This is a genomic window from Chamaesiphon polymorphus CCALA 037 (assembly GCF_003003845.1).
GTDB lineage: Bacteria > Cyanobacteriota > Cyanobacteriia > Cyanobacteriales > Chamaesiphonaceae > Chamaesiphon > Chamaesiphon polymorphus.
The window spans coordinates 1-10,193 of sequence record NZ_PVWO01000187.1 but is presented as its reverse complement, the minus strand read 5'-3'; the positions used below and the strand labels follow the sequence as shown (position 1 = coordinate 10,193).

12 protein-coding genes are annotated in these 10,193 nt (G+C 45.3%); 5 read left to right on the top strand and 7 right to left on the bottom strand.

All coding sequences use genetic code 11. The features are described from left to right. The 5 genes from C7B77_RS15075 to infC all read right to left on the bottom strand — a co-directional run. On the bottom strand, positions 1-578 hold a 578-nt coding region (locus tag C7B77_RS15075), incomplete at its 3' end, for an SGNH/GDSL hydrolase family protein (RefSeq protein WP_245894212.1). 225 nt (positions 579-803) lie between these two features. Continuing rightward, positions 804-1,124, bottom strand: a complete 321-nt coding sequence (locus tag C7B77_RS15070) for a ribulose bisphosphate carboxylase small subunit (protein WP_106306277.1) — start codon at positions 1,122-1,124, stop codon at positions 804-806. Between the two features lie 60 nt (positions 1,125-1,184). Beyond that, positions 1,185-1,565, bottom strand: a complete 381-nt coding sequence (gene rcbX, locus C7B77_RS15065) for a RuBisCO chaperone RbcX (RefSeq protein ID WP_106306274.1) — start codon at positions 1,563-1,565, stop codon at positions 1,185-1,187. 87 nt (positions 1,566-1,652) lie between these two features. Further along, positions 1,653-3,083, bottom strand: a complete 1,431-nt coding sequence (locus tag C7B77_RS15060; protein ID WP_106306271.1) for a form I ribulose bisphosphate carboxylase large subunit — start codon at positions 3,081-3,083, stop codon at positions 1,653-1,655. Between the two features lie 302 nt (positions 3,084-3,385). Continuing rightward, positions 3,386-3,928 carry a translation initiation factor IF-3 gene (gene infC, locus C7B77_RS15055; protein WP_181243873.1) on the bottom strand — a complete coding sequence of 181 codons (543 nt, stop codon included), beginning with the start codon at positions 3,926-3,928 and terminating at the stop codon, positions 3,386-3,388. A gap of 163 nt (positions 3,929-4,091) precedes the next feature. On the opposite strand from infC, the gene C7B77_RS15050 reads away from it, so the two are divergent. Further along, positions 4,092-5,180, top strand: a complete 1,089-nt coding sequence (locus C7B77_RS15050) for an alpha/beta fold hydrolase (RefSeq protein WP_245894211.1) — start codon at positions 4,092-4,094, stop codon at positions 5,178-5,180. 7 nt (positions 5,181-5,187) lie between these two features. On the opposite strand, the gene C7B77_RS15045 is transcribed toward C7B77_RS15050, so the two are convergent. Further along, positions 5,188-5,538 (bottom strand): phospholipid-binding protein, encoded by a 351-nt coding sequence (locus tag C7B77_RS15045; RefSeq protein ID WP_106306262.1) that lies wholly within the window; start codon positions 5,536-5,538, stop codon positions 5,188-5,190. A gap of 331 nt (positions 5,539-5,869) precedes the next feature. On the opposite strand from C7B77_RS15045, the gene ilvN reads away from it, so the two are divergent. Together ilvN and C7B77_RS31130 are read left to right on the top strand one after the other, a co-directional pair. Further along, positions 5,870-6,373 (top strand): acetolactate synthase small subunit, encoded by a 504-nt coding sequence (gene ilvN / locus C7B77_RS15040; protein ID WP_015158120.1) that lies wholly within the window; start codon positions 5,870-5,872, stop codon positions 6,371-6,373. A gap of 425 nt (positions 6,374-6,798) precedes the next feature. After that, positions 6,799-7,695 (top strand): circadian clock protein KaiA, encoded by an 897-nt coding sequence (locus C7B77_RS31130; protein WP_245894210.1) that lies wholly within the window; start codon positions 6,799-6,801, stop codon positions 7,693-7,695. An 83-nt stretch (positions 7,696-7,778) separates the two neighbouring features. On the opposite strand, the gene C7B77_RS15030 is transcribed toward C7B77_RS31130, so the two are convergent. Further along, positions 7,779-7,973 carry a hypothetical protein gene (locus C7B77_RS15030; RefSeq protein ID WP_146138338.1) on the bottom strand — a complete coding sequence of 65 codons (195 nt, stop codon included), beginning with the start codon at positions 7,971-7,973 and terminating at the stop codon, positions 7,779-7,781. Positions 7,974-8,119: 146 nt separating this feature from the next. Between C7B77_RS15030 and kaiB the strand changes: the two genes are divergently transcribed. Further along, the gene (gene kaiB / locus C7B77_RS15025) at positions 8,120-8,434 is read left to right on the top strand and encodes a circadian clock protein KaiB (RefSeq protein ID WP_015158124.1); all 315 of its coding nucleotides are present in this window, start codon (positions 8,120-8,122) and stop codon (positions 8,432-8,434) included. 86 nt (positions 8,435-8,520) lie between these two features. Further along, complete coding sequence (gene kaiC / locus C7B77_RS15020; RefSeq protein ID WP_106306256.1) at positions 8,521-10,074, top strand: circadian clock protein KaiC; 1,554 nt, start codon at positions 8,521-8,523, stop codon at positions 10,072-10,074. Positions 10,075-10,193 lie beyond the last annotated feature (119 nt).

The window sequence follows — 10,193 nt, the reverse complement described above, 5'->3', positions numbered from 1 at the left end:
CTGCCAAGGTTTCGCGTACTGGGTAGAGCACCTAAATTTGGTAAATTTGGCACTAAAATATTTGTAGCACCTAGCCCGATTAAAGTAGTAATTTCACCAGCCAAATTGGCTACAGGTGTAGTTGGATCGGTAACCCCACCCAATAAATAATCATTGGCTCCCCCCCAAATCACATAAAGTGCCGCAGGATCGCTAATTGGATTATTATCTACTTGTGTTTGGATGCCAATGAAGCTAGACGACAAAGGCTGCCCGATATTGACCGTACTAGTTGTAGCACCACCGATCGCAAAATTCTTAGCAGCAAAATTAGGATTAGTTACAGGATTGCGATCGATACCTAATTTGTCTGCCAGGTATTCGACCCAGATCGGCCCATTAGAAAATCTGCCACCTCCATTTGGATAAGCTGGAAATTTGAGTGCAGGAGGAAGAGCACTTGTTGCGTCGGCTGCTCGTCCTAAATCGGAAAGACTATCGCCATAGACAACTAATTGACTGAATGTAGCCGCGATCGCGCGAACGGGGACTAGAGTAGAAGCAATAATTAATCCACAAACGATCGAAAATCTTTTCATGTGGTGTTTATTTAAAGATTACAAGAGTACTTATGCGACAAAAAGTATCGTCATTATAGCTTAATAGTACCCACTCGAAGCTGCTCTATTCGTAAGTATGTTGTTGAAATATATTAGTAAAATTTATCACAAGCTCCAAAAAAAGAGAGCAGAAAATTAATTCTCTGCTCTCTCTACAAATATTAGTTCCAAAAAGTTAGAACTACAGATAGCTGACTCGCTCTACTATGGTTTGTGAACGATAAAGCTCAATACTTGACACTGTTTGATGTTGTCGAAACCAACAACGCGAACGTAGCAATGACCGTATTCACTGCGGCAAGCACGTACTTCAGCCAAGATTTCGTTAGTAGTAGTAGCGTTGAATAAAGGCAACTTCCAGAGTGTCCAGTAGTGCTGGGTAGGCTCGGAGTCTTTGCTGAACTCAACACCAGGAATATAACCTTGGTCGAGCATGTACTGAAGCTGCTTGGTGATTTGAGCATCACTCAATGGTGGCAAGTACGAAAAAGTCTCGAAATAACGGGAGTAAGATAAAGTCTGCATTCGATTGGTGCTCTACGGTTAAATATAGTTGAGGTAAAGGTACGCCTCGATAACTGTGCGTTATTCAGACGCTGATTCGATCTGGCTGGTAGGTTCGGTAATGGATAGCTGTGAGAGCCTCTCTAGCTGCTGCTTGCGATGCTGAGAGTTTTTGAGTTTGATGTCATGAAGCACCATCTCTGGTAAATCTTCCATGATGTCTTCGACTAGATGCTCCCTTACCGTCATAATTCGGAAGGCTAACTCCTGGTTTTGCGCTAGGAGTGCTTGCAAATAGACTTCGCCATCTTGGAGAATTTGTTGACCAGAGAAACCGCGCAACCACAGTGCTAGTGGGGGATTCATTTCAGTCAATTCGCTCAGAACACTCTGCATTGCTTGATAAGTCAAGTAGCTAGAGATTACTTTTGTCGTAGCTTTGGCAACTTGTTTGCGATCCATTACCGAAATTAATGAAGTGTGAATAGGGATTTGCTATTAAGTATTTATTACTACTATCCACTATCCACTATCCACTATCCACTAATTTTACAGAGTATCCATTGCTTCAAATTCAAACTTGATTTCTTTCCAGAGTTCGAGAGCAACAGCTAGTTCTGGAGACCATTTACCAGCTTCACGGAGGACATCGCCACCTTCACGCATGAGGTTACGACCTTCGTTACGTGCTTGGATACAAGCTTCGAGTGCGACGCGGTTGGCCATTGCACCAGGAGCGTTACCCCATGGGTGTCCAGCAGTACCACCACCGAACTGGAGACAAGAATCGTCGCCGAAGATTTCAACTAGTGCGGGCATGTGCCAAACGTGGATACCACCAGAAGCAACAGGCATAACACCAGGCATAGAAGCCCAATCTTGAGTGAAGAAAATACCGCGAGAGCGATCTTCTTCGATGTAGTTTTCACGCATTAGGTCTACAAAACCCATGGTGATACCTTTTTCGCCTTCGAGTTTACCGACAACGGTACCGGAGTGAAGGTGATCCCCACCGGACATCCGCAAGCATTTAGCCAAAACGCGGAAGTGAATACCATGATTTTTTTGACGATCGATTACTGCGTGCATTGCGCGGTGAATGTGCAGTAAGATCCCGTTAGCTTGACACCATTTCGCCAAGGTAGTGTTAGCAGTAAAACCACCAGTTAAGAAGTCATGCATGATGATGGGCGTGCCAATTTCTTTAGCGAATTGAGCGCGTTCCATCATTTGCTCACAGGTAGGCGCAGTCACGTTGAGGTAGTGACCTTTGATTTCGCCTGTTTCTGCTTGAGCTTTTTCGATTGCTTCTTGAACGAACAAGAACCGATCGCGCCAACGCATGAAGGGTTGAGAGTTGATGTTTTCGTCGTCTTTGGTTAAGTCCAAACCACCACGGAGTACTTCATAAACCGCACGACCGTAGTTTTTAGCAGATAGACCGAGTTTAGGTTTGATCGTACAACCTAACAACGGACGACCATATTTATTTAATTTATCGCGCTCTACAGTGATCCCGTGAGGAGGACCTTGGAAGGTCTTAAGATAAGCAACAGGAACGCGTAAGTCTTCTAAACGTAATGCACGTAAGGCTTTGAAACCAAATACGTTACCTACTAATGAGGTAAGCATGTTGGTAACGGAACCTTCTTCAAATAAGTCTAAAGGATAGGCAATAAAGCAAAAATATTGGTTGTCTTCACCTTGAACTGGTTCGATGTGATAACAACGACCTTTGTACCGATCGAGATCGGTCAACAAGTCAGTCCAAACAGTTGTCCAGGTACCTGTGGAAGACTCAGCGGCTACAGCAGCACCAGCTTCTTCTGCGGGAACTCCGGGTTGGGGAGTCATCCGAAAAGCTGCGAGTAAGTCTGTATCTTTGGGTGTATAGTCAGGCGTGTAATAAGTTAAACGGTAGTCTTGTACACCAGCCTTATACCCAGCCTTAGCCTGAGTTTGAGTTTGCGCGTAAGCCATAAATTTCCTAACCTTCAGGAACCAGTTGACGTTTCTTGTTAAAACTAACTATATCAGCAAGTGTATAAGTTTTGGTTTCGATCTTTTAACGATCGTGATAAGAGTCTTTTATATGTGTACCATCGAGGGGGATCTATACAACCACAACGATTGTGGCGCATGAAAAAGGCGGCCAGACCAGTAAGTCTCACCGCCAAGAATAGCTATTGGTAAATGTTATGTTTTGTTAACTTTGTCCGCCACTTGCTTTCGTGTTTCAGATGTATCAATTTGTATCGATCGGCAAGCTGGGATCGCGGCGGTTAAGCTTTCTTAGGCGAAAGTAACATCATCATGTTGCGACCTTCTTTTTTAGGGAATTGCTGAACTTCAGCTACTTCCTTGAGGTCGTCGGCCATTCGCTTGAGCACTTTTTCGGCTAGATCGCTATGCTGGATCTCGCGTCCGCGAAATGTAATCGTCGCCTTGACTTTATCGCCAGACTTGAGAAATCGATCGGCTTGACTAACTCGCACTTGGTAGTCATGTTCCTCGATCGTGTACCGCATTTTGACTTCTTTGACTTCTGCGGTATGCTGCTTCTTCTTCGCTTCTCTTGCTTTCTTTTCTAGTTCAAACTTATACTTCCCGTAGTCCATAATCCGGCACACGGGAGGGTCGGCCTTGTCGCTGACGAGAACTAAATCTAGTCCGTTTTCATCCGCCATCTCTTGCGCCTCTCTGGGCGTGAGAATGCCTAGTTGTTCGCCGTCGGTACCGATAACGCGAATTTGCGGAAAGCGAATCCGTTCGTTGATTTGAGGAAGATCGCGGGTGCGTCTTTTTTCGATTATGGGTGATTTAATAGCTATGGGAGGTTCTGGTGGTAAGTGGTATGGTTATCCTCAATTACAGCTTGCTGTAAAATCGGTCTAAACTAAAATATCTAGCAATATTTAGCTTATACAACTATTTTACCCAAATTATTTATATTGGGAGCGTAAGTTTAATATTTTTTAAGCTTAATTTTTGTCTTTTTTACCAGATTGGCGATCGACAGGCATCAGAGGAGATAGTATGTTGCGGACTTGGCATCAAAAGGTCGGAAATCAGCGCGATTGGGTGTGGCGGGGCTGGCAAACTCGGTACACTTACCAGCGATGTAGTACGGCAGCGAGTAGTGCGCCACCAGTTTTATTGATACATGGCTTTGGTGCGTCGATCGGTCATTGGCAGCACAACCTCGAATTTTTGGCCGCCGAGCATACCGTGTATGGATTGGATCTGATCGGCTGGGGTGGCTCGCGCAAGCCGAATATCGAGTACGATATCGACTTATGGGTAGATCAGGTGTATGATTTTTGGCAGACTTTTATCGGTCGCCCGCTGATTTTGGTCGGTAATTCGATCGGTTCGTTAGTGGCTTTGGTAGCTGCGGCCAAACATCCAGAAATGGCGGCGACGCTGGTAATGGTGAGTTTGCCCGATCTATCGGCAGAGCAGGAAATGATTCCGCGATCGCTTCAACCCTTGGTTAATGGCGTCAAAAAAGTTATTCTCAATCCGCCGCTCCTCCATGCCTTATTTCGAGTGGTGAGTCGGCCTAATGTGGCGCGGAAATGGGCTAAAATTGCCTATGCCAATCCCGAGCGCGTCACGGAGGAATTACTCGACCTGTTTTTGACTCCAGCACTCGAACGCGAGGCTCCTGCGGCGTTTGTGCGAATTATGCAAGGGATGACCAGTAGTAAGTTTTCGCCTAATATTCGGAAGTTGTTGCCCCAGATGCAGATTCCCATGTTATTGCTGTGGGGTAGTGACGATCGGATGATCCCACCCGGAACAGCGGCAATTTTACTCAAGTTGAATCCGTTACTCGAATTGATAAATCTCGAAGCTGCCGGACATTGCGCCCACGATGAGATTCCAGATGTAGTCAATTGTCAGATTCGCAATTGGATCGACTCGTTGGCGACGAAGCAATTTCGCTCCGCTAGTACGACTGCTGCTGAGACTAGAGCAGCGGCGGTAGAGTCAGGCTCAGATCTGAGTTGGCAAACCCTAGATCGGCCCGACAGCCTACCACCAGTTGCAGAGAGCGGCTATAGGGTAGAGTAAAAATGGTTTAACCCACTGTTACTTGGTCGATGTTGACATCGCTAGCTCCAGAAACACCACTAGCCAGCTCGACCATTTTATCGAGAATATCTTGGCTGGGGACAGAACCTTTGAGTACGACACTGCTACCAGTTTGAGCGACCCAGAGCGTATCGACATCAGTGACGGATGCGTCTTCATCAAAAGCGACGGCGACTCTTTTGGCTAAACCGCTTTGGTCGTATTCACCATTAACTCCCATCCGCTCAGGAGCTACTTCTCCACCTGTTTCTGGATCTGTAGCGTCAGCAGCAGGAGCTGGATTGACTTCAGCATTTGCTGGCTTTTCCATTCCAAATAGTTTTTTGAAGAAACCCACGATTGCAATACTCCATATAAAAACATAAACCCTATCTATTATGTGGGGTATTTACAGGTAAATCCGCAGATAACTACATTTTTTTTAAGATTGTGACAATCGGGAATTGTGGGACAATATAACGCGATAGTTAGGCGTTAGGCTTTAGGTGTTAGGCTTTAGGCTTTAGGTTTTAGGCTTTAGGGATTGGGCTTTAGGCTTTAGGGATTAGGCTCAATCGCTCTAGGCGTTGGGCTTTAGACAGTAAGACATGTAGTTACCGATTTAACACCTAATACCTAACACCTAATACCTAAGACCTAATACCTAAGACCTAATACCTAAATTCGCGATGAAACATACTCTATCTGTGTTGGTTGAAGATGAAGCCGGAGTGCTGACTCGGATTGCGGGATTATTTGCCCGGAGGGGCTTTAATATCGAAAGTCTGGCGGTTGGGCCTGCGGAGCAAGAAGGTCGATCGCGGGTGACAATGGTAATCAATGGGGACGATCGCGCGATCGAGCAACTGACGAAGCAACTCTATAAGCTGGTGAATATTTTTAAGGTCTTAGATATTACCGACGTGCCTTGCGTAGAGCGCGAATTGATGCTCCTTAAAGTCAATGCAACTAGCACGCATCGATCGGAAATTATCGAGCTAGCACATATTTTTCGGGCGCGAGTGGTCGATGTGGCCGAAGATGCGCTGACATTGGAAGTAGTCGGCGATCCAGGTAAGATTGTCGCGATCGTCCAAGTTTTGCAGAAATTTGGGATCAAGGAGATCGCTCGGACTGGCAAAGTCGCCCTCGCCAGAGAATCGAAGGTGAATACTGAGTCTTTGAAGTTGTAATTGCGGGGAGTTGGGAGTTGGGAGAGGGGGAGACTGGGATACTGGGAGGACATTTTCAATCCACAATCCACAATCCCTACCCATTACTCATTACTCATTACTCATTACTCATCCACTCATCCACTCATCCACTCATCCACTCATCCACCCCTACCCGATCTTGTCTCGATCGATAGCCAATTGTCACAATTTTTAGAAATGATGCTACTGTTTGCGGAAACTGAGTGCTATGATTGTGAAATAAACATTAAGTTTATCTGGGTTGGGATTTTGGCAAACACTAGTACTAATGTATTACTGTCAAATCGCGAACCGATCGAAGTATCCAAACTTTGCTAACTAGAAGAGACTCTATGGTTAATTGCTAGTACTTCGATCGACATGATGTAGCTAGTTGTTAGCATCTTTAGCGAGTGTAAATTATTTTGTCTGGTTCTCTCACAATTGCAGTTTTGGCTGACTCTGCGGATTTATTTGCGCTGTTGGGTCAAAATTTAAGTGTCGAGCGTTACACGGTCAAGTATTTTACCGATCGAGCAGAATTTTTAGACTATGTAGAACAGACGAAGTACGACCTAGATTGTTTGGTTTTTTATTCCGAGCAGCAATTGCTCCCAGCGATCGAGGCTTTATACGCGAGGGGGCTGATTTTGCCTGTAGCCATCGTACATCGATTGAGTCCAGATAATGCACCCAGCCACGAGCCACTGGCTGTTGCCAATCCATCTGCTAGCAGTTACATTTATCAGCCATCTGAAGTAACGTTGCCAGTCACCCAAATGTCGGACATTGGAACGGCTATCGATAAAGCCATCGACAAATTTTTGAATCTCACTCCCATTACCTCAGCCACTAGCCGGGAGCAACCTGCCAAAGTCGAGACTCAGCAGCATATCCCTGAGCCAAACTTTCTGCGCCAACAGCAAAGCCGCCTATCGCAGAAACTCACCGAACGCTTGGGATATTTGGCCGTTTATTACAGACGTAATCCCAGCCAATTTTTCCGCCACCTCGATCGCCGCCAAAAGCAAGAGCTGCTCGACGCGTTAAAGTTACAGTATCGCCACATCGTCCTCGAATATTTTGCCGACAGTACGCAAATCGATCTCCAGATCGATGAATTCGTTAGTGCGGTATTCTTTAGAGATCTTGCCGTGTCAGAAATTGTCAAGATTCACATGGAATTGATGGAAGAATTCTCAGACCAGTTAAAATTGGAAGGACGTAGCGAGGAAATTTTGCTAGATTATCGCCTGACACTGATTGACATTATTGCCCATCTGTGCGAGATGTATCGTCGATCGATTCCGCGCGAGATGTAGTAACGATGGATTGCAATAGTAAATAAGTGTCGGTAAGATACTCCCAAGGGCAGAGGCACTGCTAACAATTCTGGTGCATTCATCTACATATCGATCGTCACACTCGTTCGCATTACGATCTCCCATAATATTTTGAGCCACAGTTGCCGATCGATGCAATCATTGTGATGGCTGCTAATTATCGATGCTCTAATGAAGAGATACCGACGAGCGAGCCGATTGGGTTGGTGGAGAGCGACTTCAACTTTAGCCGCACTGCGATCGACACTGCTATTCATCGCCAACCATCGAACAATTTTGGATCGTTTACCATCGGAGAGCGTCATCGATTCACCGCCAAATCTACAACACCACGATGGCGATCGCAATCTTCAAATATTCCAATTTGATTTTTACAACCGATCCTTTAATATAGTTTCAATTTATGACTCCACTAATGAAAACTTATGTTTTGAAGCTTTATGTAGCGGGAAATACGCCTAATTCGGTTAGAGCACTACGAACTCTAAAGAATATATTAGAAGAAGAGTTTAAAGGCGTATATGCGCTTAAAGTAATTGATGTACTAAAAAATCCCCAACTAGCAGAAGAGGATAAGATTCTGGCAACGCCTACACTATCAAAAGTTCTACCGCCACCAGTGCGAAAAATTATTGGCGATTTATCCGATCGCGAAAAAGTATTAATTGGCTTGGATCTGCTCTATGAAGAATTATCCGAGCGAGACGGAGATTTTTAGATCGTTTCAGTCCAATATCCGAGCGCAGCTCATTAATAGATCGAGTTGAATCAGTTGTTTAGTTAGAAATTTTTCCAATCTCTGTAATGACCAGTACGAATCAATTATCAGAATTACCGCTAAATCCATTGGGCGTGCAGAAAATTCGCACGATGATTGAAGGTTTTGATGACATCTCGCATGGTGGTCTACCTAGTGGTAGAACGACGATCCTTAGTGGCACGTCAGGAACGGGAAAAACCATGCTAGCCGTCCAATTTATCTATAACGGGATTTACTACTTTGATGAGCCTGGAGTCTTTGTAACCTTTGAAGAGTCACCTGCCGATATCATCAAAAATGCCCATAGTTTTGGTTGGGATCTGCAAAAATTAATCGATGATGGTAAGCTATTTATTCTCGATGCATCGCCAGATCCTGAAGGCCAAGAAGTAGTCGGTAATTTTGACCTATCTGCTTTGATCGAGCGGATTCAGTATGCGTTTGTCAAATATAAAGCCAAGCGAGTATCGATCGATTCTGTCACGGCCATCTTTCAACAATACGATGCGGCATCGGTAGTGAGGCGAGAAATTTTCAGGCTCGTAGCACGACTCAAACAGATGGGTGCAACTACAATTATGACCACCGAGCGCGTCGAAGAATACGGCCCAGTGGCGCGATTTGGAGTTGAAGAATTCGTCTCGGATAATGTCGCGATCGTGCGAAATGTGCTCGAAGGCGAGCGGCGGCGGCGGACGATCGAAATTCTCAAACTTAGGGGTACTACGCACATGAAGGGGGAGTATCCCTTTACGATTACCAACAACGGAATTAATATCTTCCCGTTGGGTGCGATGCGGCTCACCCAGAAGTCATCGAATGTCCGGGTATCATCTGGCGTCAAAGCTTTGGATGCGATGTGTGGTGGTGGATATTTCAAAGATTCGATTATCTTGGCCACAGGAGCCACTGGGACGGGCAAAACGCTACTGGTGAGCAAATTCATTCAAGAAGCTTGTTTGGCTGGGGAACGGGCGATTTTGTTTGCCTATGAGGAGTCGCGAGCGCAATTATCGCGGAATGCTTCTTCTTGGGGGATCGATTTTGAAGAGTTGGAGCAAAAAGGATTGCTGAAAATTCTGTGTACTTATCCTGAGTCTGCCGGATTGGAGGATCATTTACAAACAATCAAGTCAGAGATTGCCGATTTTCAACCCGATCGGATCGCGATCGATTCGCTCTCTGCTTTGGCACGCGGGGTGAGTAATAACTCGTTCAGACAGTTCGTGATTGGCGTGACGGGTTATGCAAAGCAAGAAGAAATTACGGGATTTTTTACGAATACTTCCGACCAGTTTATGGGAGCTAATTCGATTACGGATTCGCATATTTCGACGATTACCGATACGATTTTGATGTTGCAATATGTCGAGATTCGGGGTGAAATGGCGCGCGCGCTTAATGTCTTTAAAATGCGCGGCTCGTGGCACGATAAGGGCATTCACGAATATACGATCAGTAAAGATGGGGCGGAAATTAAAGATTCGTTCCGCAATTATGAGGGGATTATTAGTGGTTCGCCCAGTCGGATTAGCGTCGATGAAAAATCCGAGCTATCGCGGATCGTGCGCGGTGTTAGCGATCGATCGATCGAGTAGGTTGGTGCATTAAGTAGCCAGGATAACTACATCTCTATTTACGGCTCTTCATTACTTAGTATGCTCGATCGATAGCAAATTGAGCAAACAAAGTAAGCAAATAAATACGATCGGTGAAG